The sequence below is a fragment of the Vibrio maritimus genome, from assembly GCF_021441885.1.
Taxonomy (GTDB): domain Bacteria; phylum Pseudomonadota; class Gammaproteobacteria; order Enterobacterales; family Vibrionaceae; genus Vibrio; species Vibrio maritimus_B.
Genome location: NZ_CP090438.1, coordinates 581976 through 605161 on the forward strand (window position 1 = coordinate 581976; position 23186 = coordinate 605161).

General features: G+C 46.0%; 23 protein-coding genes. 17 read left to right on the forward strand and 6 right to left on the reverse strand.

The genetic code is table 11. The annotated features are described in order from the left end of the window. The first annotated feature begins 9 nt into the window (after nucleotides 1–9). From dsbC to LY387_RS02670, 7 genes are all read left to right on the forward strand, one after another. Nucleotides 10–804 (forward strand): bifunctional protein-disulfide isomerase/oxidoreductase DsbC, encoded by a 795-nt coding sequence (gene dsbC, locus LY387_RS02645; RefSeq protein ID WP_234495225.1) that lies wholly within the window; start codon nucleotides 10–12, stop codon nucleotides 802–804. Between the two features lie 42 nt (nucleotides 805–846). Further along, on the forward strand, nucleotides 847–2586 hold the full coding sequence (gene recJ / locus LY387_RS02650; protein ID WP_234495226.1) for a single-stranded-DNA-specific exonuclease RecJ: 1740 nt from the start codon (nucleotides 847–849) through the stop codon (nucleotides 2584–2586). 104 nt (nucleotides 2587–2690) lie between these two features. Next, nucleotides 2691–3789 (forward strand): peptide chain release factor 2 gene (gene prfB / locus LY387_RS02655; protein ID WP_156110994.1). Its coding sequence is split into 2 segments (ribosomal slippage): nucleotides 2691–2765 and nucleotides 2767–3789, totalling 1098 coding nucleotides; the frame shifts between segments, so codons are not numbered across the junction. Nucleotides 3790–3825: 36 nt separating this feature from the next. Then, the gene (gene lysS, locus LY387_RS02660) at nucleotides 3826–5343 is read left to right on the forward strand and encodes a lysine--tRNA ligase (protein ID WP_234495227.1); all 1518 of its coding nucleotides are present in this window, start codon (nucleotides 3826–3828) and stop codon (nucleotides 5341–5343) included. Nucleotides 5344–5572: 229 nt separating this feature from the next. Continuing rightward, nucleotides 5573–6901 (forward strand): sigma-54-dependent transcriptional regulator, encoded by a 1329-nt coding sequence (locus LY387_RS02665; protein ID WP_234495228.1) that lies wholly within the window; start codon nucleotides 5573–5575, stop codon nucleotides 6899–6901. 344 nt (nucleotides 6902–7245) lie between these two features. Continuing rightward, nucleotides 7246–7371, forward strand: a complete 126-nt coding sequence (locus LY387_RS27170; protein ID WP_267967700.1) for a hypothetical protein — start codon at nucleotides 7246–7248, stop codon at nucleotides 7369–7371. Nucleotides 7372–7477: 106 nt separating this feature from the next. Then, a complete protein-coding gene (locus LY387_RS02670; protein ID WP_042473538.1) occupies nucleotides 7478–7729 on the forward strand; it encodes a hypothetical protein in 252 nt (83 codons plus the stop codon). 88 nt (nucleotides 7730–7817) lie between these two features. On the opposite strand, the gene LY387_RS02675 is transcribed toward LY387_RS02670, so the two are convergent. After that, nucleotides 7818–8852: an NADP(H)-dependent aldo-keto reductase gene (locus tag LY387_RS02675; protein WP_234495229.1), complete on the reverse strand. Its 1035-nt coding sequence runs from the start codon at nucleotides 8850–8852 to the stop codon at nucleotides 7818–7820. A 145-nt stretch (nucleotides 8853–8997) separates the two neighbouring features. On the opposite strand from LY387_RS02675, the gene LY387_RS02680 reads away from it, so the two are divergent. After that, nucleotides 8998–9303: a DUF6482 family protein gene (locus tag LY387_RS02680; protein WP_128648275.1), complete on the forward strand. Its 306-nt coding sequence runs from the start codon at nucleotides 8998–9000 to the stop codon at nucleotides 9301–9303. A 15-nt stretch (nucleotides 9304–9318) separates the two neighbouring features. On the opposite strand, the gene mutH is transcribed toward LY387_RS02680, so the two are convergent. Next, nucleotides 9319–9984, reverse strand: coding sequence for a DNA mismatch repair endonuclease MutH (mutH, locus tag LY387_RS02685; RefSeq protein ID WP_234495230.1), 666 nt, complete (start codon nucleotides 9982–9984; stop codon nucleotides 9319–9321). A 622-nt stretch (nucleotides 9985–10606) separates the two neighbouring features. Between mutH and rppH the strand changes: the two genes are divergently transcribed. The 5 genes from rppH to LY387_RS02710 are packed head-to-tail and all read left to right on the forward strand — an operon-like array spanning nucleotide 10607 to nucleotide 15904. Then, nucleotides 10607–11125, forward strand: a complete 519-nt coding sequence (rppH, locus tag LY387_RS02690) for an RNA pyrophosphohydrolase (RefSeq protein WP_042473544.1) — start codon at nucleotides 10607–10609, stop codon at nucleotides 11123–11125. A 2-nt stretch (nucleotides 11126–11127) separates the two neighbouring features. Continuing rightward, entirely contained in the window at nucleotides 11128–13377 is a 2250-nt protein-coding gene (gene ptsP / locus LY387_RS02695) for a phosphoenolpyruvate--protein phosphotransferase (RefSeq protein ID WP_234495231.1), read from the forward strand. Between the two features lie 21 nt (nucleotides 13378–13398). Continuing rightward, complete coding sequence (locus tag LY387_RS02700; RefSeq protein ID WP_128648276.1) at nucleotides 13399–14190, forward strand: sulfite exporter TauE/SafE family protein; 792 nt, start codon at nucleotides 13399–13401, stop codon at nucleotides 14188–14190. 35 nt (nucleotides 14191–14225) lie between these two features. After that, nucleotides 14226–15041, forward strand: a complete 816-nt coding sequence (lgt, locus tag LY387_RS02705) for a prolipoprotein diacylglyceryl transferase (RefSeq protein WP_128648277.1) — start codon at nucleotides 14226–14228, stop codon at nucleotides 15039–15041. A gap of 11 nt (nucleotides 15042–15052) precedes the next feature. Further along, nucleotides 15053–15904 carry a thymidylate synthase gene (locus LY387_RS02710; RefSeq protein WP_234495232.1) on the forward strand — a complete coding sequence of 284 codons (852 nt, stop codon included), beginning with the start codon at nucleotides 15053–15055 and terminating at the stop codon, nucleotides 15902–15904. 50 nt (nucleotides 15905–15954) lie between these two features. On the opposite strand, the gene LY387_RS02715 is transcribed toward LY387_RS02710, so the two are convergent. Together LY387_RS02715 and LY387_RS02720 are read right to left on the reverse strand one after the other, a co-directional pair. After that, entirely contained in the window at nucleotides 15955–16695 is a 741-nt protein-coding gene (locus LY387_RS02715) for an SDR family NAD(P)-dependent oxidoreductase (protein WP_234495233.1), read from the reverse strand. Nucleotides 16696–16810: 115 nt separating this feature from the next. Beyond that, nucleotides 16811–17134 carry a hypothetical protein gene (locus LY387_RS02720; RefSeq protein ID WP_128648280.1) on the reverse strand — a complete coding sequence of 108 codons (324 nt, stop codon included), beginning with the start codon at nucleotides 17132–17134 and terminating at the stop codon, nucleotides 16811–16813. 239 nt (nucleotides 17135–17373) lie between these two features. Between LY387_RS02720 and LY387_RS02725 the strand changes: the two genes are divergently transcribed. Beyond that, nucleotides 17374–17964, forward strand: a complete 591-nt coding sequence (locus LY387_RS02725; RefSeq protein ID WP_234495234.1) for a Slp family lipoprotein — start codon at nucleotides 17374–17376, stop codon at nucleotides 17962–17964. Nucleotides 17965–18013: 49 nt separating this feature from the next. On the opposite strand, the gene LY387_RS02730 is transcribed toward LY387_RS02725, so the two are convergent. Then, complete coding sequence (locus tag LY387_RS02730; RefSeq protein ID WP_234496041.1) at nucleotides 18014–19159, reverse strand: Na/Pi symporter; 1146 nt, start codon at nucleotides 19157–19159, stop codon at nucleotides 18014–18016. A gap of 407 nt (nucleotides 19160–19566) precedes the next feature. Here LY387_RS02730 and nhaR point away from each other — a divergent pair, with 407 nt between their 5' ends. Both nhaR and LY387_RS02740 read left to right on the forward strand, forming a co-directional pair. Continuing rightward, nucleotides 19567–20460 carry a transcriptional activator NhaR gene (gene nhaR, locus LY387_RS02735; protein ID WP_234495235.1) on the forward strand — a complete coding sequence of 298 codons (894 nt, stop codon included), beginning with the start codon at nucleotides 19567–19569 and terminating at the stop codon, nucleotides 20458–20460. 163 nt (nucleotides 20461–20623) lie between these two features. Continuing rightward, nucleotides 20624–20923, forward strand: a complete 300-nt coding sequence (locus LY387_RS02740) for an ArsR/SmtB family transcription factor (protein ID WP_042473561.1) — start codon at nucleotides 20624–20626, stop codon at nucleotides 20921–20923. Between the two features lie 112 nt (nucleotides 20924–21035). Here the strand turns inward: LY387_RS02740 and rpsT are convergent, their stop codons facing one another. Further along, entirely contained in the window at nucleotides 21036–21296 is a 261-nt protein-coding gene (rpsT, locus tag LY387_RS02745; RefSeq protein WP_042473565.1) for a 30S ribosomal protein S20, read from the reverse strand. 259 nt (nucleotides 21297–21555) lie between these two features. Here rpsT and murJ point away from each other — a divergent pair, with 259 nt between their 5' ends. Continuing rightward, nucleotides 21556–23118 (forward strand): murein biosynthesis integral membrane protein MurJ, encoded by a 1563-nt coding sequence (gene murJ, locus LY387_RS02750; protein ID WP_326491999.1) that lies wholly within the window; start codon nucleotides 21556–21558, stop codon nucleotides 23116–23118. Nucleotides 23119–23186: the final 68 nt, after the last annotated feature.

The window sequence follows — 23186 nt, forward strand, 5'->3', positions numbered from 1 at the left end:
GTGATTTTAATGAGCGTACTACGCCGCTTAACTCTACTCTCTCTGCCATTTTTCGTAACAGCTTGCGGAGCTGAAGAGACGCAAGCTACTCAAGCCGCGCCAGTGCCAGCGGCGGTCGCAGCAGAGATGAACACTCAGGCAGATGAAGCGGCGATTCGAGATCGTTTTGCCAAAATTGGTATTGAGATTTCCGAGATCGTCCCATCTGATATCCCAGGTTTAATGGAAGTGAGAACCCCAGGAGGCATTCTGTTTGCTTCCCCTACAGGTGACCATTTTATTGCGGGTACGCTTTATTCCATTGATGCAGAAGGTAATTACAAAGACGTGATTGCTGAGCGCCAAGCGCCAATCAACGCAGAGAAAATCGCTGCGTTTTCTGACAGTGTGATTGAGTATAAAGCCAAAGACGAAAAGTACGTGGTGACTATCTTCACCGACATTACGTGTGGATACTGCGTTCGCCTGCATAGTCAAATGGAAGGCTATAACGATCTAGGCATCACAGTTCGTTACTTAGCTTACCCTCGCCAAGGTGCAACAGGTTCGGTGGCAGAGCAAATGGCTAAGATCTGGTGTTCAGAAGACCCAGCTGCGGCGATGCACGATGCAAAAGTGAATCGCAAAGAAGCGACCTTCGATGGCGACCTTAAACAGTGCCAAGAGACGGTTGCAAAGCACTACAACCTTGGCCGTGAACTGGGCATTAGCGGCACGCCAGCGATCTTCTTGCCAAACGGCGAAATGGTGGGTGGCTACCTTCCACCGGCAGACCTGATTAAACGTCTAGAACAAATCAAATAAGAACTAGGATAGGGGCTCCGATTACGGGGCCCAATATACTTTATGATAGAAATCCAACGTCGTCCTGAAGTCGATATTTCCGCACTTCCAGACTCCATTCCTGCTTTACTGCGCCGCTTATACATCAGTCGCGGCGTCTCTGATGCTTCTCAACTAGAAAAAGCCGCCAAAGGGTTACACTCCTACCAACAATTGGCGGGTATTGATGCCGCCGTTGCCCTGCTATTTGAGGCGATTGAGCAGCAAAAGCGCATTATTGTGGTTGGAGACTTTGATGCTGACGGTGCGACAAGTTCGGCGCTTTCAGTACTGGCTTTGCGTATGCTCGGGAGTCGCAATGTTGACTATTTGGTACCTAACCGATTTGAGGACGGCTATGGTTTGAGCCCGGAGGTCGTCGATCAGGCGATTGAGATTGGTGCTGAAGTGATCATGACGGTCGATAATGGCGTGTCTTCTATCTCGGGTGTTCAATATGCCAAAGATAATAACATCAAGGTGTTGGTTACGGATCATCACTTACCTGGCTCTGAGTTACCTAACGTTGATGCGATGGTAAACCCAAACCTCAATGAGTGTGGTTTCCCATCCAAAGCGCTGGCAGGCGTTGGGGTGGCATTTTATCTGATGATGGCACTGTGCGTTTATATGCGAAAGCGCAACTGGTTTGCTGAGCAGGGTATGGCTGAGCCTAAACTCATGGAGCTTATCGATTTGGTGGCACTTGGCACGGTCGCTGACGTTGTTCCTTTGGATGAGAATAACCGTATCTTGGTGCACCAAGGACTACAACGTATTCGTGCGGGCAAGGCCAGACCGGGTATTCAAGCTCTGATTGAGATTGCAAAACGTGATGCGCGAAAACTGGTGGCGGCTGATTTCGGTTTTGCGCTGGGTCCGCGTATCAATGCTGCGGGCCGCTTGGACGACATGTCGTTTGGCGTCGAGCTACTCATGTCGGATAACATCCATGCGGCGCGTCGTATGGCGAGCGAACTCGATGGTCTTAACCAAACCCGAAAAGATATCGAAGAAGGAATGAAGCAAGAGGCTCTGGCTTTTTGTGAGCGTTTGCAAATCAGTGACAAATCAGAGCTGCCTTATGGTCTAGCGCTGTTTCAGCGAGACTGGCATCAGGGCGTCATTGGTATCTTGGCATCTCGAATTAAAGATAAGTTTCACCGCCCTGTGATTGCGTTTGCAGATGGCGGCGAGGGCACGATCAAAGGCTCATGTCGCTCGATTCAAGGTTTGCATATGCGCGATGCGCTCGACAGAATTGATACGCAAAACCCTGGGCTAATTTTGAAGTTTGGCGGCCATGCGATGGCGGCGGGTCTCACCATCATGGAAAAAGACTTTGAGCGCTTTAGTAAGCTGTTTGATCAAGTGGTGCGTGAGGAGCTTGGCGATACCGCGCTGAAGGGAATTATTTTGTCAGACGGTGAGTTAACACCCGAAGAATTCTCTATGCACACGGCAGAACAGATTCGCGCTGGTGGTCCATGGGGACAAGCTTTCCCAGATCCTGTATTTGATGGTGAGTTTAAGGTGCTGCATCAAAAACTGGTTGGTGAGAAGCATCTTAAGCTGATGGTTGAGCCCATGCACAAAGGGTTTGGCACCAACATTATGCTGGATGCTATCGCCTTTAATGTGGATCTGCGACGCTGGCCAGATGCTTCTGTAAAAACCGTCACCCTTGCCTATAAACTGGATATCAACGAGTTTCGTGGAAACCAGTCACTGCAACTGATGGTTGACCATATTGAGCCTCGCTAGAGGCTCATGAAATAGGTCAAGGAAAATCGATATTTTCCTGTATCTTCGTCACATTTTTGAGTAGAATTCTGCGGTTAAATTCTACTCATAAATGCTGAGCAAATATGTTTGAAATCAATCCTATCAAAAACCGCCTACAGGATGTGTCTGAACGCACAAATATCCTGAGGGGGTATCTTTGACTATGACGCTAAGAAAGAGCGTCTAGAAGAAGTCAACGCAGAACTTGAACAACCGGATGTATGGAACGAGCCTGAGCGTGCGCAAGCACTAGGTAAAGAGCGTGCCTCATTAGAAGCGGTTGTTGAAACCATCGACCTTCTTGACCAAGGTGTAGAAGACGTAGACGGTCTTCTAGAGCTTGCGGTTGAAGAAGAAGATCAAGAGACCTTCGATGAAATTGAACCAGAACTTGCTGAACTGGAAGCCAAGCTGGAGAAGCTTGAGTTCCGTCGTATGTTCGCTGGTGATCACGATGCGTCAGATTGCTACATTGACTTGCAATCGGGCTCTGGTGGTACGGAAGCACAAGACTGGACCAACATGATGCTACGTATGTATCTTCGTTGGGCAGAAGCGAAAGGCTTCAAGACAGAAATCATTGAAGTATCAGAAGGTGAAGTTGCAGGCCTTAAAGGCGCAACTGTGAAGGTATCAGGCGAGTACGCTTATGGCTGGCTACGTACAGAGACAGGTGTTCACCGCCTGGTTCGTAAGTCTCCATTTGACTCAAGCGGCCGTCGTCACACTTCATTTGCGTCTGCGTTTGTTTATCCAGAGATTGATGACAACATTGATATCGAGATCAACCCGTCTGATCTTCGTATCGACGTATACCGCGCGTCTGGTGCGGGTGGTCAGCACGTTAACACCACGGAATCTGCGGTTCGTATTACCCACGTTCCTACTAACATCGTGGTTCAGTGTCAGAACGATCGTTCTCAGCATAAAAACAAAGACCAAGCGATGAAACAGCTACGTGCAAAACTGTTCGAGCATGAACTGCAAAAGCAAAATGCAGAGAAGCAAGCGAACGAAGATGCCAAATCTGACATCGGTTGGGGCAGCCAAATTCGCTCTTACGTACTTGATGATTCACGCATCAAAGACTTGCGTACTGGCATTGAAAATCGCAACACTCAAGCGGTTCTTGATGGCGACTTGGACAAATTTATCGAAGCTAGCCTAAAATCAGGCCTGTAAGCTTTTCACCACTTTTAAAACAGGATACATCGAAAAATGACTGATGCTGTTCAAAACGAAAACGCACAAGAAGAGAATAAGCTAATCGCTGAGCGTCGTAGCAAGCTGGATCACATCCGTAAAAGCTGCAAAGCGAACGGCCACCCAAATGATTTCCGTCGTGAGCACCTAGCTGGCGACCTTCAAGCGGAATTTGGTGAGAAGACAAAAGAAGAGCTAGAAGAGCTAAACCACGTAGTGGCAATTGCAGGCCGTGTTATGGCTAAGCGTGGTCCATTCTTAGCGATTCAAGAAACGTCTGGTCGCATCCAAGCATACGCAGCAAAAGATGTTCAAAAAGAGCTGAAAGAGAAATACCAAGGCCTTGATATCGGTGACATCATCGGTGTGAAAGGTGCACTGCACAAGTCTGGTAAAGGCGATCTTTACGTGAACATGGAAGAGTACGAGTTGCTAACGAAAGCACTTCGTCCACTACCAGAGAAGTTCCACGGTCTCACTGACCAAGAGATGCGTTACCGTCAGCGTTACGTTGACCTAATCGTTAACGAAGACTCTCGTCACGCGTTCATCATTCGCTCTAAGCTAGTATCGGCAATCCGTAACTTCATGAGCTCAAAAGGCTACCTAGAAGTTGAAACGCCAATGATGCACGTGATCCCTGGCGGCGCGACAGCACGTCCATTTATCACGCATCACAACGCGCTTGATATCGATATGTTCCTACGTGTAGCACCTGAGCTTTACCTAAAACGTCTAGTGGTTGGTGGCTTTGATCGCGTATTCGAGATCAACCGTAACTTCCGTAACGAAGGCCTATCGCCACGTCACAACCCAGAATTCACAATGATGGAATTCTACCAAGCGTATGCTGACTACAAAGATCTGATGGATCTCACTGAAGAGATGCTAAGCACGGTAGCGATGGATGTTCTAGGTTCAACGTCTATGCCTTACGGTGACGAAACCGTTGAGTTTGGTGGCACTTACGCTCGCATGAGCATGTTTGAAGCGATCAAGCACTACAACCCTGATCACGCTGAAATCCAAGCGCTAACAGAAGAAGACCTAACTAACCGTGACAAGATGGTCGCGATTGCGAAATCTGTACACGTTGAGGTTGAGACGTTCTGGACATGTGGTCAGCTTCTTGAAGAGATCTTTGGTGAGACGGCTGAGCCTCAGCTAATCCAGCCAACATTTATCACTGGCTACCCAGCTGATATCTCTCCACTGGCGCGTCGTAGCGATGACAACCCATTCTTCACTGACCGTTTTGAGTTCTTCATCGGTGGCCGTGAAGTTGCGAACGGCTTCTCTGAGCTTAACGATGCAGAAGACCAAGACGCACGCTTTAAAGCGCAGGTTGATGCGAAAGATGCAGGTGATGACGAAGCGATGTACTACGATGCAGACTACATTACTGCACTAGAGCACGGTCTACCACCAACAGCGGGTCAAGGTATCGGTATCGACCGTCTGGCGATGCTATTTACCAACACGCACACCATTCGCGACGTTATCCTATTCCCAGCGATGCGTCCGCAACAATAATCGTATATCCATCAGCAAGATGGTGAATGATTCCTACAAAGCCTCTCTTCGGAGAGGCTTTTTTCATGCCACATTTCCGAGAATGTTTATAGAAAAGTTAGAAATCGTACACTAGTCTTAATTATGAGACACATCTGTACGTTTTAAACGCGATTGCCGTGTTTGATAGATGGTTTTATTTGCATAGAATAAATCTATTGAATCTAAAAACAATAATAGGAATGATGTAATGGGAACCGAATTTCGGATGGATTCAATCCCCGGCTCGTTAGTGGTTGTAGGGGGCGTGTACGAGCCATGGCTCTCTGTATTGGAGCAGGCGGGATGGCGCTGTACCCAATGTTCAGATTTACGTAAAGCTGATGCGTTATTTTCAGAGATTGGTCCCTGTATTGGAATTGTAGACCTAACTCGCGATGATTTCAGCCTTAACGGGATTGCGAAACTAGTCAGCACGCACAAGCAGGTGCGTTGGATAGCCTTTATTCGCGAGTCTCAATTGGGCTCCGATACGATTTGCCAATTTATCGTTAACTTCTGCATCGACTTTTTTACGACACCTATTCCGGACTCACGATTGATGAGTACCATAGGACACCAACTGGGTATGCTCAAGCTCGAGCAGAAGGTGTGGCCGCATAATGGTAATGACAGCGATCTCGGGATTGTCGGGCAATCTTTACCAATAAGACGTTTACGCGATCAGATTCGTCGAATCGGGCCTACTGATGTCAGTATCATGATTCATGGCGAAGTTGGCGCTGGTAAAGAGTCTGTGGCGAAAGCGATTCACCGCTGTTCTGCTCGCTCACAAAAACCTTTTGTTGCGGTAAATTGTCGCGCATTCTCAGATGCTCGATTTGAGAATGAGTTTTTTGGGATGCACGATCCCGAACAAAGCTCGCTACTTGATCAAGCCTCTGGGGGAACGATCGTTCTCAACGATATCTTTACTCTACCCGCGAAACAGCAGCTTAACTTATTGAAGTTCTATCAAGATGGTCAAATAGAAACGGCGAAAGGAACCAAAGAGTTTGATGTGCGTATTCTGGCTGCCGATTCTTCGGATATTGAAAAAGCCCTGGGAGACGGCTCCTTCAATGAAGAGCTATTTCACTGTATCAATGTGCTTAGAATTAATGTCCCTAGCCTAAAAGAGCGCGCGACTGATATTTCTTTGCTCGTCGCGCATTACATCAACCAGTTTGCAAAAGAGTTTAACTCTCCTGTTAAGTCGATTGATGATGATGCCATTAAAACGCTTACTTACTACCACTGGCCAGGTAACGTTAAAGAGTTAATGAATCAAGTTAAACGTGCCGTACTCATGACTGAAGAAGAGGTGTTAGTTAAGAAGCACTTCGAACTTCCAGGTACATTCTCTGGCAAGCGGAGCCTCAAGAGCATACGAGAGCGTTCTGAACGTGATGCGCTTATCTTGGTGCTAGATAGCCATAACGGCCAGGTTACTTTAGCGGCAAAAGAGCTGGGTATTTCTCGAGCTACTATGTATAGATTGCTCAATAAGCACAATCTAATCACGGAAGAAACAATTTAACTTCCTCCAGTTATTCAGCTTAATCACCTAAAGGCGCTGTGGCGCCTTTATTTTTTCATACAGGTTGCAGTCTAAACTAGATGTTAGTCGCACTATGAATATCCAGTACAATATCGTGTTGTATATTTCCGGTTTAAAATTAATCACCATAGTTAAAGGTAAAAGCTATGTAATAGTCGGCCTTTAAGTCGTCATTCGGTTTGTAACTAGAGTTTTCCGTTGTTTTTAACTTTTTTTTATATGATATGTTGATTTAATATACGGATTGAATAAGAATTAACCGTGAGCAAGACGCTCAACCTATCAAATTTCAGGATTAATAAGTCAGTATGGAGGCACAGAAAATGATGAATCGTATTTCTTTTATCAACACTTGTGCTGCTTTCCGTACCGATGCTGAGCATATTATCGATCGTGATTCGATCGTAATTATGGCCGATAAACCGGTAGTAAAATCAGCGCAAGATTAATTAATCCGTAACCTTATGAGGCTGCGGAATAGCAGTCACGTAAGAGTCTAATTAACTACAAGACCGCTATTTCTCTCCTCTGTAATATTCCAATCAGGAGATTATTATGCGTACATCTGTTTATCTAACTATCGCAACTTGGCTTATTAAAGCAGACATTCAAAAAGAAGAACGTGAGTGGAAACGACGCTACCGTCGCAGTGCTTATCAACTTCCTTTACACAATGAGCACTTGTTGAGAGACATTGGCTTAGACAAAGAAGGTCGTCCTCTAGGTCGTGTCGCTGCACCTCAAGTTGTCGCTAAACGTAAAGCTCGTCATCTTCGTCGAGAATTACAGTCGCGAATAGCTACGTAAACCAAGGCGGGTAGTACGACTACCCGCCGACTATCAGAATATCGAGAAATATCTAATGAGTTGTGGTAGATATTCTCAATACCTAAGTTTAGGGGCATGGATTAGAATACTGTGCCCCTATTAATTGAAGCTCTTCTAGTAATTCATTTGAAAGCGTAACGTCGATACTGTCTATATTGCTTTTTAACTGAGTGAGATTTGTCGCTCCAATTATATTCGAAGCAACAAATGGACGTTGATTGACGAAAGCGAGCGCCATTTGCGCGGGATCTAAACCATGCTTATGAGCGAGCTCGACATAAGCTTGTGTTGCTTCGATGCCCTGCGGCGTAAAATAACGGACGAAGCGTTCAAATAGACTACAGCGAGCGCCTGTGGGCTTTTGTCCATTAAGATATTTACCGCTCAAGCAGCCAAAAGCGAGGGGAGAGTAGGCGAGCAGCTCGACGCCTTCATGGTGGCTGATTTCTGATAAACCCACCTCAAAACTGCGGTTCAGTAGGTTGTAAGGGTTTTGAATTGAGATGATTCTCGGTAGATCGTGCTTTTCAGCGAGCTTAAGGAGCGTCATCACCCCCCATGGGGTTTCATTCGAGACACCGATATAACGAATCTTTCCAGCTTTGATGAGCTCATTGAGCGCCTCTAGCGTTTCAATAAGTGTGACTTCCTCATTGCTTTCAGGGTAGGGGTAATTGAGCTGGCCAAAGCAATTGGTTTTCCGTTGTGGCCAGTGCAATTGGTACAAGTCGATATAGTCAGTCTTCAAGCGCGTTAAGCTGTCATCGATCGCTTGGTGAATGTTACGTCGATCTAAGCTCATATTATCGCGGATGTAAGGTACGTTACGTGGGCCTGCAACCTTGGTGGCGACAATAACTTTTTGGCGCTTGTCTGAGTGAGATAACCAGTCGCCGATATAGGACTCCGTCAATCCCTGAGTTTTTTGTTTAGGTGGGACGGGATACATCTCTGCGGTATCAATGAAATTGACGCCACGCTCAACGGCATAATCCAACTGGTCAAATGCATCTTGTTTGCTGTTCTGTTCACCAAAGGTCATGGTACCTAAACAGATTTTGCTCACTTCGAGCGAAGAATGTGGGAGCTTGTGGTATTTCATTGAGCCATCCTTGCTTGTCGTTGTTTGATTCCACTATACCCCGTTTTTATAAAAGATCTGTTCAATAAATGCGCAACTAGCCACTTATTGGCTAAACTGAGAGTTATCAGTAAAGCATTATCCACAAAAGAGAAGGAGGTGGACTATGCAAAAGCATCAGCTCGATCGATGGTTACATGGACACCACAAAGATTCTTATAAACCGCCTAGAGTGTTCGTAATTGGTTGTGCTGATATTTCACACTATCTACTTGCAGTGGAATACAAGCACAAACTTGAACCGATCAAAGAAGACGATGAGCCGATCCATTACGAGTCTTTAGACTCGGTAAAAGAAGCTCTGACCCGTCTAGGCGTCGAGAAAGCATATTTGCGACTTCATAATGCCTATGATGAGTGCGGAAGCGCTGAGATGAACCGGTATTGCGACATTGAACTGAATCTGCATTGAAAACCAGGGCAGATGTTAGACGAAATAAGTATCTAGTATGTAGCTAGTAAATTTTGCCCTGAGGTAAAAGCCTCGAGGTAGGGTTTTGATTGGCTGTCCGCTCGCACCATAAGCTTCGGTTTTAGCGCGGCTGTTGGCGGCTTTCGGGCGTATTTGTAATACCTCGCCGCTTCTGGCTGTTATTTGGTTGACCCCGCCAAGCGCGATAAGATCCATCAACTCTTCCCAGTCATTGCGCAGCAGCGTCTCTTCTTCTTCTGACGGGCTCCAGATAAGTGGAGAACCCACTCGTCTCTCTGCGACCGGAATTTCACGTTCACCTTCAACTGGCAGCCATAGCACGCGAGATAGTTTGTTTCTGATGTGACTCGTTTCCCAAGTCAAACCTGTGATGCCAGTCAAGGGCGCAACACACACAAAAGTTGATTCTAGAGGTTTACCGTTGTAGCCGACAGGAATGCTCTTTAGCTCGACACCGATTTCTGGAAAGTCTTGAACCGGCTTACTGCCAGCCGTGGCACCAAGATGCCATTCGAGAAGTTGTCCCACCCAGCCTTTATCTCGTTTGAGATTTTCAGGCACTTTCATATTTGCTTGCTCGGCAAGTTCGCCAAATGACACACCTGCGATGCTGCGAGCACGTTCGAGCAGTTCTGATTCTGTAGCTGGAGTCGTTTTCATGTTTGCTAGTACAGTTGGCTGGATAGACGAGATTGAGTTTACCACGTTAGCGTATTTGTGCTCTGTACAAAAAGAGATCACTCTGGTGGAAAGTTGATCTATTAATGACTTATCCACAGGTGGGATGGTAAATACCGGTGATTTATCGACTTCTGTATAAATAATCAGTGGTATTGTGCCTATAAAACACTTGATATATCAGGGTTTGTATGAATCTTATCAAATTCGATGTGGATAATTTAGCTTGTGGTTGATCTTTAACCGATCTGATCTCTTCGTTAATTTTTAAATCGCCAGTTCAAAAACTAATGATCAATGTTAATTTAAGTTACTGAATTTATGGTGGTAAAATTTAATTGGTGCATTATTGGCTTTTCTAGGGCTTTTATACTAAGTTGAGTTTTTCCTAGAGATCAAAGATTCTGCACACAGTTATTCACAGAAAAGGTGAATAAATGTGGTCTAGGTCTCATTGCTATGTTGATAACTGGCGTTTTGTTCGAATCTTATCCAATGGTTCTCAAAGAACTGGGAATTGTTCAAATTTACACATCCTTAAGTTTGCTCAAGTTGGGGATATGTGGAAAAATCAAGGTAATGAAAATTTAATTGAGGTTGGCCAGTGATAGATGGCGATGGTTACCGACTGAATGTTGGTATTGTAATCTGTAACAACCATGGTCAGGTCTTCTGGGCTAAACGATACGGACAACACTCATGGCAGTTCCCTCAGGGCGGTATTGACGAAGGTGAATCCCCTGAAGAGGCCATGTATCGAGAACTGTATGAAGAGGTGGGGCTCACTAAGAACGACGTCAAGGTCGTTGCGGTCAGTCGCCATTGGCTAAGATATAAGTTACCCAAGCGCTTGGTTCGCTGGGATTCGAAACCTGTCTGTATTGGGCAAAAACAGAAATGGTTTTTACTGCGTCTGGATTGTGATGAATCCAAGATCAACATGCAGCGCGGTAATACCCCTGAGTTTGATGGTTGGCGTTGGGTGAGCTATTGGTACCCAGTAAGACAAGTCGTTTCTTTTAAGCGTGATGTCTATCGCCGAGCGATGAAAGAATTTGCATCCTTGGCAATGCCGTTTAAGGAACGAAAATTTAAAGGCAAAAGAAAGCATCGAAGAGGGTAAGTATGCTATCGCAACTAAGGGATATAGTTGAGCACGTTTCAAAGGTTGAAGACGTGCATGCGGCCCTCGAGATGTTAGTACAACAAACATGTGCAGCCATGAACACCGAGTGCTGCACGATTTACCTTGCTAACAAAGATAAGCAGCGCTTAGAGTTGATGGCCACTCAAGGCCTCACCTTTGAGGGTGACACAATCCAAATCGGTTTTGATGAGGGCTTGGTGGGGTTGGTGAAGCGTACAGCAGAGCCTATCAACTTAGCCGAAGCTGCTAAACACCCTGCTTTCAAGTTTTTCCCAGAACTTGGTGAGGATGTCTACCACTCCTTCTTAGGCACACCAATTATTCATCGCAAGCAAGTACTTGGCGTATTGGTCGTGCAACAAAAAACATCCCGTCAGTTTAGTGAAATGGAAGAGTCTTTCCTTGTCACGCTGGCTGCGCAGGTTGCGGTTTTGATAGCCCACGCTATCGCTCAAGGACATGGATTCTTTGACGACAACGCAGTCCCTGTGATTAAAGGTATTGGCGCGTCATCCGGTGTGGCCATAGGCCCGATTTGGTGGGACAACACTCAGCCTGATCTTAGTGATGTTTTTCCCGCCTCTACTCTTGATGTTGCTAGAGAGCAAGAGCTTCTTTCTGTGGCGATTGAGAATGCGCTGGCCGATTTTAAGCGTATGCGTAAAAAGCTCGATCTCGAGCTGAACAAAGACGCGTTAGCCATATTCGATCTCTTTACCCACTTGCTCAACGATCCTATGTTGAGAAATGATCTCAAGGCGCAGATTCAAAAAGGCGATAAGGCCGATTGGGCCTTACGACAAGTGGTTGAGAGTTACGCTAATCGCTTTGCAAAAATGTCTGACGTCTATCTACGTGAACGTGCGCAGGATGTGAAAGAGCTTGGACAGCGCCTGCTGTTTTTCTTACATGATACTGAATACCCGATTCATGAATTTAGTGAGCCGGTGATCTTTGTCGTTCGAGAACTCACCGCCTCGATTCTCGCTTCTATCCCTAAAGAACAACTGCTCGCAGTCGTCTCTCTTGAGGGGGCTGCCAACTCGCACGCAGCGATTTTGTCGCGTGCAATGGGTATTCCTGCTGTAATGGGCGTAAACACCAACCCTGCACTGCTTAGTGGCAAGCTCGGTATCGTTGATGGGTACAGCGGTGAAATATTCCCAGACCCGAGCCATGAATTGCTCTCTGAATATCGTGAGTTGGTAACGGAAGAATCTGAGTTGTCTCAGATGGTGGAGTCAACCGCGGGGCTAGAAGCTGCTACCAAAGATGGTCAGCGTATCCAAGTGATGCTCAACGCAGGTTTGAGTGCCGATACCAGTATTTCTATTAATAAGAACGTAGACGGTGTTGGATTATATCGAACCGAGATCTCGTTCTTGCTTCAGCAGCAGTTTCCATCTGAGGAAGAGCAGCTACATCAGTATCGTTCTGTCCTGAGTGCTTATCCAAGCAAGCGAGTTGTGATGCGAACGCTAGATATTGGTGGAGATAAAGCGCTGCCGTATCTGCCAATTGATGAAGACAACCCATTTTTGGGCTGGCGTGGTATCCGCTTCACACTGGATCACCCTGATATATTCCTTATTCAGATCAGGGCGATGTTGCGCGCCAGCGTCGGCATTGATAATTTGAGTATCCTCTTGCCCATGGTGTCGTCGGTGCAAGAGTTTGATGATGCCGCGACATTGATTGAACAAGCTTATCAAGAGGTTCTCGTTGAGCACCCTAAGGTGAAGAAGCCGGAAATAGGTGTGATGATCGAAGTGCCCTCTATGCTCTACATCTTGCCGTTTATGGCTGAGCGGGTCGACTTTGTCTCGGTGGGAACCAATGATTTAACCCAGTATCTGCTAGCGGTTGATCGAAATAATGCTCAGGTTGCCGACATCTACGAAACCTTGCATCCATCCGTATTGGCAGCGATGAAACATATATTTGCAACCTGTCAGTCTTATCATCTACCTGTTTGTATTTGTGGTGAGCTTGCAGGCGATCCTATTGGTGCACTGCTGCTTGTTGGTTTGGGGTATGACACGTTAAGTATGAACACCTCAAACGTTGCTAAGGTAAAGTATTTGCTTCAACAAAGCTCGCTTGATGAGCTTAAGCAACTTGCTGACAAAGCGCTGATGCAACCTTATGGTAAAACCATCTACAATCAGATGCGCGAATACTTCGAGAATAAAGGGCTCGCGGGCTTTATTCGTGCAGGCAAATTTTAACTTTACTATTTTGGTCGTTTTGTGAATTACGAATTAATACTGCTTTTGTTGCTGCTTGGCGCTGTAGTAGGGACCATGTCTGGTCTTTTAGGGATTGGCGGTGGACTTATTGTGGTGCCCGCACTGGCGTTTTTGCTGCCGAAGTTTCACATATCCAGTGATGTGGTGATGCACATTGCGTTGGCTACTTCGCTTGCCTCTATCATTATTACCTCTGGCTCTTCTGCGCTGAATCACCTCAAATTGGGAAACGTAGATCTGTTTGTTATTAAGTGGTTGATGCCTGGTGTCGTCATCGGTGGTTTTGCTGGATCTTATGTTGCTGAGTGGATTCCCTCTCACTATCTGCCGAAAGTGTTCGCGTTTATTGTGCTTATGCTCGCCATTCAGATGTTTTTATCGATTAAGTCGCAATCCGTGCGTTCGCTGCCTTCACCTGCGGTGACGACATGTTGCGGTGCGGGTATTGGCATGATTTCCAGTCTAGCCGGGATTGGCGGTGGCTCAATGTCGGTGCCATTTTTGAGCAAACACGGTGTCGAAATGCGTAAAGCAGTAGGCTCATCCTCAGTGTGTGGTTGTGTGATTGCGATTGCCGGTATGATAGGGTTCGTGATTCATGGTGCGAAAGTGGACGGTTTACCAGAGTACAGCGTCGGCTACGTCTATTTGCCCGCGTTATTTGCGATTGCCGCGACGTCGATGATTACGACTCGTTTTGGTGCCAAGTTGGCTACGACCATGCCAACACCGAAACTAAAGAAGATTTTTGCGGTCTTTCTATTGTTCGTTGCATTCTCTATGATGTTCTAGCCCCAATTAATCAATAATTTTTAAGTGAGCGTTTTATGTCTCAGGGATATATCCAATTTCCTAATATTGACCCTGTTCTGTTTGAGTTAGGTCCTTTGTCGGTTCGCTGGTACGGTTTGATGTACCTGATTGGCTTTGCTTTTGCGCTATGGTTGGCAAATCGCCGCGCCGATAAGGCAGGCTCTGGTTGGACTCGTGAACAGGTTTCAGATCTGCTGTTTGCTGGCTTCCTTGGGGTCGTTATTGGCGGTCGCGTCGGTTACGTGCTGTTTTATGGCTTCGAAGAGTTGATGCAAGACCCGCTTTACCTGTTTAAGGTATGGACCGGTGGTATGTCATTCCACGGTGGGTTGTTGGGTGTCATCAGTGCGATGTTCTGGTATGCACGAAAAAATGGTCGCACCTTCTTTAATGTTGCTGATTTTATTGCACCGCTTGTACCATTTGGTTTAGGTATGGGGCGTTTAGGTAACTTCATGAACAGTGAACTTTGGGGACGAGTCACCGATGTGCCGTGGGCGATCATCTTTCCTAACGGTGGCCCGTTGCCGCGCCACCCATCACAACTCTATGAATTTGCCCTAGAAGGTGTGGTTCTGTTCTTCATCCTGAACTGGTTTATTCGCAAACCGCGTCCTGAAGGCTCTGTCTCAGGTTTGTTCTTGCTCGGTTATGGTACGTTTAGATTTATGGTAGAGTACGTCCGCGAGCCGGATGCGCATCTTGGCTTGTTCGGTGGATTTATCTCAATGGGACAAATCTTATCCCTACCAATGGTTATCATTGGTGCCTTGATGGTTGCGTGGGCTTACAAAGTGAATGGCGCAACCACCTCAAACGTTTCAAAGTAATAGGAATTGTCGTGAAGCAGTATTTAGACTTATGTCAGCGTATCGTTGACGAGGGTGTATGGGTAGAGAATGAGCGAACAGGTAAACGTTGTTTGACTGTTATTAATGCGGATCTTACCTACGATGTTGCCGGCAATGCCTTCCCGTTAGTCACAACACGTAAGAGCTTCTGGAAAGCGGCGGTCGCAGAGCTACTGGGTTACATTCGCGGTTATGATAATGCGGAAGATTTTCGCAAGCTTGGCACTAAGACATGGGATGCCAATGCAAACCTAAATGATGCGTGGCTAAACAATCCTTACCGTAAAGGTGAAGATGATATGGGCCGCGTTTACGGTGTTCAGGGCCGAGCTTGGGCAAAACCGGATGGTGGTCATATTGACCAACTGCGTAAGATTGTCGATGATCTGACGAATGGGGTCGATGATCGCGGAGAAATCCTTAATTTCTATAACCCTGGTGAGTTCCATATGGGTTGTCTGCGCCCTTGTATGTATAGCCACCATTTCTCATTATTGGGCGACACTCTATACCTAAATAGTACGCAACGTTCATGTGATGTACCGCTGGGCTTAAACTTTAATATGGTTCAGGTTTACGTGTTCTTGGCGATTATGGCTCAAATCACAGGTAAGAAACCTGGCTTGGCGTACCACAAAATTGTCAACGCGCATATTTATGAAGATCAGCTAGAACTGATGCGAGATGTGCAACTTAAGCGCGAACCACTGGCAGCGCCAACATTCCGTATTAACCCTGATATTAAGTCTCTTGAAGACCTTGAAACGTGGGTGACATTGGATGATTTTGAGGTGATTGGCTATGAGAGCCATGAACCTATTCGTTACCCGTTCTCTGTGTAACGTTGATTAGAAACGCCGAGCTTGATGCTCGGCGTTTTTCTTTCTGCTTGTCACCAGCTTATCGCCTCGCGCTCGGTGAAGAAACCAGCCGTAGGGCCATCCTCAGCCAGTGTTGCTAGCCAAATCGCGGTATCAGCGCCTTCCCGCGGTGTTTTCAGTTTGACGCTCTCTCCGTACTCAGGGAGCTCTTCTAGATTCATCCCCGAATCAACCCAGCCTGGGCAGTAAGAGTTCACTTTAATTCCAAAAGGCTCTAGCTCTTTAGCGAACAGAACTGTGTTGGCGTTGACACCAATCTTGGACGATTGATACGCAGCGCAGATGTCATCTCGCCAAGGGGAATGCATGTCGGACAACTGCGACAGTTGGGCTGCTTGACTGGAAACATTAACCACCCTAGCACTGTTCGACTTCTTGAGCAGCGGCGTCAGTGCTCGTGTCAGCAAGAAGGGACCGATCTGGTTGACTTCAATCACGCGTCGATAGGTGTCTTCATCGATCAGAGATGGATGCTTACCGAAATCGGTTAGGATAGAAGCGTTGTTGACCAAAACATCCAGGCGACCAAACTCTTCGTGGATTTTATTGGCGATGGCTGGAAACATCGATGACATGGCGAGATCAATTTTAACGTGTGACGCCATATAGCCTTTATGACGGAAGTCATTGGCTAGTGCGCCGCAAGATTGAATATCGGCCATGATGACATGGAATCCTTGTTCCATAAGCATTTCTGATGTGGCTAAACCGATGCCTTGATATGCACCAGTAACGAGAGCAATTTTGTGCATGATTGACCTTATTTGTGGCGTTCAATCAAGACAGTTTATCGGCGGGGAACAGAAGATGGCAGTAACATAGGGGGATGTTACTTAAAGGTTACTGCCAAAATGTGAAGGTAAAATGCTAGTCGTAGTAGTACTCTTCGGCGATCTCTTCTTCAACAATTTCTTCCTCGACGATTTCCTCTTCGACAACAACGTCTGTTGCCACTTCACAAGCACCCTCGTCATACGCCCCGTCTATGGTACCGACAACCGCACCGGTACCGCCACCAATAGCTGCGCCAGCCGCTGCACCACTGCCACCATCGACAATACCACCAACCACGGCACCAGTAATAGCGCCGTCTACCGCACCATCAATCGCCCCTTCTGCGGTTTGATCGCAGTAATAGGCGAAGCTAGGGGAAGCGATAAGTGAGGCTAGAAGTAGAATTTTTGTTTTCATGACAAGGTCCTAGGTTGAGTAACTGCGTATTAGAGTAAACAAGGAATGTGCACTGGGTAAGGTCGGCAGCGTCAATCTTGGGTTAGATTCTGGTTGTCGTATTGTTGGGGTGTATTGGGCTTGATCAGAAGTGTTTGTGTATCAATATCTGGAAGCCTAAACTCAAGTCCAGGGTGTAACTTGCTAAGCGGTAACACCTTGACTCATAATGAAATGAGTAATGATTAGGAGAGCAAATAATGCGAGTGTACATATGGATTTTAGTCGCCTTGCTGGTGGGGTGTAGCAGTGGACCAGATGAGATTAAAGTGGCGGATGAAAAGCTGCTTGTTAGCTACCAAGACGCTCGTAAAGACGCGACACCTTTCAAGGGTCAACCCGCTCGTTGGGGTGGTGTGGTGGCTAAGCTCACCAATCCTTCAGCGAATAGTAGTGAGCTGCAGATCAGCCATTTTGAGTTGGACTCTAAAGGAAGGCCAGATGAGACACGTCAAGGTAGCAGTCGCTTTGTGGTCAAAGTAGATCGCTTTTTGGACCCAAAAATCTTTATGTTAGGCAAACCGATGACGTTTGTTGGCACTATTGAGGGGCAAACTGAGATAAAAGTGGGTGAGCAGACCCTATCTGTCCCTGTGCTCAAAGCATCAAATTATTACCTTTGGACAGAAGATAAGCGCATCAAAACCTACTATGTCGGCGACCCGTTCTATAACTACTACTATGACAGATATTATTATTGGGATTACGTCGATGAAGCGGATCTCATCGAGCATTATGACGCCTATGATGCTTACGACGCTTATGATGCCTACGACTATGGCGATTTTTAGATAAAAAAAGACCCAGCTTTTTAGCTGGGTCTTTTTTTAAGTTTTAATCTTAGGCTGTTAGCGCGAGGATGGAACCAGGAATCACTACGAAGATAGAGACTAGGTAACCAGCAACCACCGCTTTGTTTTTAATGGCCATATCTGAGATGTAGTCCGCACCTTTCACTGGAAGCTCACGTAAGAACGGAATACCAAAGATGAACACCGTTGCCATAATGTTGAACACTAGGTGTACGAGGGCAATCTGTAGCGCAAATACAGCGTATTCACCAGATACCGCCGTCGCAGCAAGTAGACCCGTGATACATGTACCTATGTTCGCACCTAGTGTGAATGGGTATACATCACGAACCTTTAGAGCACCTGTACCTACTAGCGGTACCATCAAGCTTGTTGTCGTTGATGAAGACTGAACCAGTACAGTAACGATTGAGCCAGATACGATACCGTGAATTGGACCACGACCAATTGCGTTCTTTAGAATCTCGCGAGCACGGCCAACCATTAGGCTCTTCATCAGTTTTCCCATTACAGTGATAGCGACGAAGATAGTTGCGATACCCAGAACGATGAGTAGTACACCACCTGTGACGCTACCAAATGCGCTTAGCGGCTCTTGGATCGCGCTCACTACTGGCTTGGTGATTGGTTTGATGAAGTTAAGACCACCCATACTTACATCACCAGTTGCCATCATAGGTGAGACTAACCAGCTAGAGATCTTATCCAACACGCCGAACATCATTTCCAGCGGTAGGAAGATAGCCACTGCTAGTAGGTTGAAGAAGTCGTGAATCGTTGCACTTGCAAAAGCGCGTTTAAATTCTGTATTGCAACGAACGTGACCAAGGCTTACTAAGGTATTGGTTACGGTTGTACCAATGTTAGCACCCATGATCATTGGGATTGCTGTCGTGACAGGCAAGCCACCGGCTACCAGACCAACAATAATAGAAGTAACGGTACTAGAAGATTGGATAAGTGCCGTAGCAACCAAACCGATCATCAAACCTGCAACTGGGTGAGAAGCAAACTCGAACAGCACTTTTGCGTGCTCGCCAGTCGCCATTTTGAAGCCACTACCTACCATCGAAACAGCAAGTAGCAATAAGTAAAGCATGAATGCCAAGTTAGCCCAGCGCAGCCAACGCGTCGTAGTCGACATAGGAGTCGTCGCTGTAGTTGCTTGGTTCATCATAGTTTTCTCCGTTTGGCCTTGGTTAATCTATTTGCGGCCTGTTGTTGAATCTGACGCGATAGTAGAACTCGAATATTACAGAAATATGACGAAACTATTTCTATGTGAATTAAGTGCGATCTTAGGTTGGTTTTTAGTCTGTAAATTTGAATTTACGACTTTAAGTTATTGAATTTTATTGATTATATTCTATGTGAGAAAAAGAGATTAATCTGACCTGATTAATGAATTAAATCGATTTATATTGTCTTGTTTGTCAGTTATATGACAGTGGTGTGTCTAATGTGACAGTTGGTGGTTCGTAAAAACAGTATCATTTGCTTAATAATTTCGGTTTTAACGAATATTGTTGGATTGGGCAGATTTTGCTATAAATGTAGGTCACTCTTTTTAGGCGAAATAGCATGTCTCACCTTAACTATAATCATTTGTACTACTTCTGGATGGTGTGCAAACAAGGTTCGGTCACCAAAGCGGCAGACGCTCTGTTTTTAACCCCTCAAACGGTCACGGGGCAAATCAAAGCACTGGAAGAGCGCATGGATGGCAAGCTAACCAAGCGAAACGGGCGTAGTGTTGAACCTACAGAACTAGGTCAGCTGGTGTATAAGTATGCCGATCGTATGTTTGGCCTAAGTTATGAGATGCTCGACATCGTTAATTACAGTCAGCGCTCAAATTTACTGTTTGATGTCGGCGTTGCTGACGCGTTATCAAAACGCTTGGTGAGTAAGATTTTGATGACGACAATACCAGAAGACAACAATATTCATCTTCGCTGTTTTGAATCGACGCACGAGATGTTGTTAGAACAACTCGCTCAGCACAAGTTGGATATGATCCTGTCGGATTGTCCAGTTGATTCAAGTCAGAGTCCGGGGCTATTCAGCAAGAAGTTAGGGGAGAGTCGTATGAGCTTCTTTACTTCAGGACACATGAACAATGTTCGCTTTCCAGAAGTATTAGAGCAGACTCGCCTTCTTATCCCAGGTAGTCGTACCTCAATGGGACGAAAAGTGCTTCAATGGTTTGATCAACAGGGGATTCAACCTAACATTCTAGGCGAGTTTGATGATGTTGCTCTGATGAAGGCTTTCTCTATGTATAAAGATGACGTGATTTTCCTAGCGCCGAGTATCTACATGTCGGAAATTAAAGATCAGCGACATTTGCAGCTTATCGGCGACATAGAAGATATCAAAGAAGAGTACTACGTCATTTTTGCGGAGCGTATGATTCAACACCCTGCGGTGAAGAGTGTATGCGAAGCGGATTTTACTGACTTACTTGCGTTCTGAGTTTAGAGTCAGCTAACAAATTACTCTTTCCAATTACACTTAATTAAACAAAGCGTTACCATACACGTCCTAACCATGTAGAATGTGCTGGAAATTGCCAATGTTGCTCAAAAAGCAGCCAGTAGGTAGTAATCGGTGTCGCGAAAAGATTTAGAGGTAGACTATGAACTTGCAGGATATGGAGAAAAACTCAGCACAAGCGGTTGTACTCTTGAAAGCGATGGCTAATGAGAGGCGCCTGCAAATTCTGTGTATGCTACATAATACTGAGCTGTCTGTCGGTGAACTGTGTTCTCGTCTAGAGCTAAGTCAGTCTGCATTATCTCAACACTTAGCTTGGCTTCGTCGAGATGGCCTAGTGTCCACCCGAAAAGAAGCTCAAACGGTGTATTACACACTAAGCAGTGGTGAAGTACGTCAATTAATTGAAACACTACACGGTATGTATTGCAGTGATCACTAGTAGGTAGTGGAAGGCGCGAGCAACGAATGTTGCGAAAGAGCGCAGCGAAAGATACAACAGATACAAAAAAACCGGCATTAGCCGGTTTTTTTAACACAATACAAAGTCTAAATTATAGAGCTTTGATTGCAGCTGAGAAGCGTGCCTTGTGACGAGCAGCTTTATTCTTATGAATAAGGCCTTTAGTCGCCATGCGGTCAAGGATTGGAGTAACTTCTGCAAATGCTGAAGTTGCTGCTTCTTTGTCGCCAGCTTCGATAGCTGCGATTGTTTTCTTCATGTAAGTGCGCATCATAGAACGACGGCTAGCGTTGTGCTGGCGACGTTTCTCAGCTTGGATAGCGCGCTTCTTAGCAGATTTACTGTTTGCCAAGGGTCTAACTCCCAAAAACTTAGTTCGGTGACAATTTAAGGGCGAGGAATATCCCTCATTTGCGCTCAATTGTCAAATGATTTGTGCAAAAACCCGACGATATAAAACAACTTTTGATATCTGTGGGCTATCGCGGTTAAGATGGCGGGGATTCTAACAGTATTTTTCGACCAATGCTAATACTAATCCTCTCTTCAATAACAAAGGCTATTGAAACCGATAAATAGCAAAGCATTGGCTAGGTAATTCAGAGGTTATCGTGAGTAAACGCCTTCTTAAGTCAGGCATGATAGTGAGTGCCATGACGCTGGTGTCTCGAGTATTGGGACTGGTTCGTGATGTGGTGGTGGCGAATCTAATGGGGGCAGGGGCAAGCGCTGATGTCTTCTTCTTTGCCAATAAAATCCCCAACTTTCTTAGACGCCTTTTTGCAGAAGGCGCATTCTCTCAGGCATTTGTGCCGGTACTTACTGAATATCATGCCTCGGGTGATAAAGACAAAACTCGAGAGTTAATCGCCAAAGCCTCAGGGACGCTTGGCGTCATTGTTACCATAGTTACCTTGCTGGGTATTCTTGGCTCGAGTGTCGTGACGGCACTGTTTGGCTTTGGTTGGTTTCTTGATTGGCTCAACGATGGACCCGCAGCACCCAAGTTTGAACTCGCCAGTTTGATGCTCAAGATCACTTTCCCTTATCTTTGGTTCATCACCTTTGTCGCCTTGTCTGGGGCGATTCTCAATACCTTAGGTAAGTTTGCGGTTTCCTCTTTTACCCCTGTTTTTCTTAACGTGATGATCATTGCCAGTGCGTGGTTCATTTCACCTAACCTTGCTCAACCCGAGATTGGTTTAGCGATAGGGGTATTCTTAGGCGGCTTTGTCCAATTTGCGTTTCAAATTCCCTTCCTTATAAAAGAGGGGGTACTCGTTAAACCTAAATGGGGTTGGCGCGATCCCGGTGTAACTAAGATCCGCACCTTGATGATCCCTGCATTGTTCGGTGTATCGGTTAGCCAAATTAACTTGCTATTCGATACCTTCATTGCCAGTTTTCTTGCGACGGGCTCTATCAGTTGGCTCTATTACTCAGATCGCCTATTAGAGTTTCCGCTTGGTCTGTTTGGTATCGCTATTGCGACGGTGATTTTGCCTGCCCTGTCTCGTAAGCACGTGGATGCGCACAGCGAAGGCTTTGCCCATACCATGGATTGGGGGGTGCGTATGGTGATCCTACTCGGATTGCCTGCCATGTTAGGTTTGATGGTGCTCGCTAAGCCAATGTTGATGGTGTTGTTTATGCGCGGTGAGTTTACGCCTCACGATGTTGAGCAAGCGTCTTTGTCTCTCTTAGCTTATGCATCCGGCTTGCTTAACTTTATGCTGATCAAGGTGCTAGCTCCGGGCTATTACTCACGTCAAGACACAAAGACACCAGTGAAATATGGCATTATTGCTATGGCGTCCAACATGGTCTTCAATGCTATCTTTGCTTACTACTACGGGTATGTGGGTCTGGCGATGGCAACGGCCCTGTCTGCCTTCATTAACATGGCACTACTCTATCGTGGTCTTCACCGTCAAAATGTTTACCGTATAACCAAGAAAACCATTGGCTTTGTTATTCGTCTAGTGGTTGCGGTTGCAGCCATGGTGGCGGTCTTGCAGTGGCAGCTACAAGACATGCAGCAATGGCTAAGCTGGGGCTTATCAGAACGTATTTTGACCCTGACGGTTCTTATCGCTCTCGGTGGCGTCACTTACTTAGTTGCACTGCTTATCTTGGGAATTCGTCCTAAAGACGTAAAAGCAGCGACAGATTAACAATGATTGGTTATAATCCGTCAGTTTCACACTCGTAACATTTACTCAAGCAGGTGGTTTAGTCGTTT

Coding starts and splice junctions, on each gene's coding strand:
- LY387_RS02680 (WP_128648275.1), top strand. CDS start 8,998: ATGCAAAAGCATCAGCTCGATCGATGGTTACATGGACACCACAAAGAT.
- LY387_RS02675 (WP_234495229.1), bottom strand. CDS start 8,852: ATGAAATACCACAAGCTCCCACATTCTTCGCTCGAAGTGAGCAAAATC.
- LY387_RS02715 (WP_234495233.1), bottom strand. CDS start 16,695: ATGCACAAAATTGCTCTCGTTACTGGTGCATATCAAGGCATCGGTTTA.
- dsbC (WP_234495225.1), top strand. CDS start 10: ATGAGCGTACTACGCCGCTTAACTCTACTCTCTCTGCCATTTTTCGTA.
- LY387_RS02720 (WP_128648280.1), bottom strand. CDS start 17,134: ATGAAAACAAAAATTCTACTTCTAGCCTCACTTATCGCTTCCCCTAGC.
- nhaR (WP_234495235.1), top strand. CDS start 19,567: ATGTCTCACCTTAACTATAATCATTTGTACTACTTCTGGATGGTGTGC.
- LY387_RS02725 (WP_234495234.1), top strand. CDS start 17,374: ATGCGAGTGTACATATGGATTTTAGTCGCCTTGCTGGTGGGGTGTAGC.
- mutH (WP_234495230.1), bottom strand. CDS start 9,984: ATGAAAACGACTCCAGCTACAGAATCAGAACTGCTCGAACGTGCTCGC.
- LY387_RS02670 (WP_042473538.1), top strand. CDS start 7,478: ATGCGTACATCTGTTTATCTAACTATCGCAACTTGGCTTATTAAAGCA.
- LY387_RS27170 (WP_267967700.1), top strand. CDS start 7,246: ATGATGAATCGTATTTCTTTTATCAACACTTGTGCTGCTTTCCGTACC.
- LY387_RS02730 (WP_234496041.1), bottom strand. CDS start 19,159: ATGAACCAAGCAACTACAGCGACGACTCCTATGTCGACTACGACGCGT.
- lgt (WP_128648277.1), top strand. CDS start 14,226: ATGTCTCAGGGATATATCCAATTTCCTAATATTGACCCTGTTCTGTTT.
- recJ (WP_234495226.1), top strand. CDS start 847: ATGATAGAAATCCAACGTCGTCCTGAAGTCGATATTTCCGCACTTCCA.
- LY387_RS02665 (WP_234495228.1), top strand. CDS start 5,573: ATGGGAACCGAATTTCGGATGGATTCAATCCCCGGCTCGTTAGTGGTT.
- LY387_RS02740 (WP_042473561.1), top strand. CDS start 20,624: ATGAACTTGCAGGATATGGAGAAAAACTCAGCACAAGCGGTTGTACTC.
- lysS (WP_234495227.1), top strand. CDS start 3,826: ATGACTGATGCTGTTCAAAACGAAAACGCACAAGAAGAGAATAAGCTA.
- ptsP (WP_234495231.1), top strand. CDS start 11,128: ATGCTATCGCAACTAAGGGATATAGTTGAGCACGTTTCAAAGGTTGAA.